Source organism: Vibrio sp. 1288, from assembly GCF_033344475.1.
Window position 1 is genome coordinate 1 of the sequence record NZ_JAWPOX010001215.1, and the last position, 500, is coordinate 500.

The 500-nt window shown below is 47.4% G+C and carries 1 pseudogene; it reads left to right on the forward strand.

Going from position 1 to position 500, the window contains the following annotated elements:
* Positions 1-500, forward strand: a pseudogene (locus tag R8O11_RS31755) (hypothetical protein); the annotation flags it as partial.

Consider the following 500-nt stretch of genomic DNA (forward strand, 5'->3'; position numbering starts at 1 on the left):
ACTTAGGCAGCGTGCTCGCGAGTTATCCAGATGCAGGGAAAAAACTCAGCGCGGTGCAAAACGGTTATCTCTTCTATCTTTCTGGTTTGTTGTACGAAGCGTCACGCGATCTTAACAGCGCTTATGTGGATTACCGTCGCGCTTTGGCTGTGATGCCAGATAACAAACAAGTTATTGAAAGCACGATGTACGCCGCGAAAAAACTCGGTATGCGTGAAGACTTACGTCTGCTTGAAAAACGCTATGGCAAGGCACCGACAGGGTTAAATAAGTCACAAGGACGCGTCATTGTGATTGACGAGCAAGGTGTGGTTGAGGCTTTGCAAGGTTGGCGTATTGATTTACCTATTTTTGACAGTCGCGGCAATGGCGCAATCTACTCATTGGCACTACCTTATTATCCGAAACGTGGGGCACCACGCTTTAGTGATGTGGCTTTGAATGGAAAAACGCTGCCTTCTAGTACGTTGGCTGACGTTAATGCCATGGCTCAGAATGAT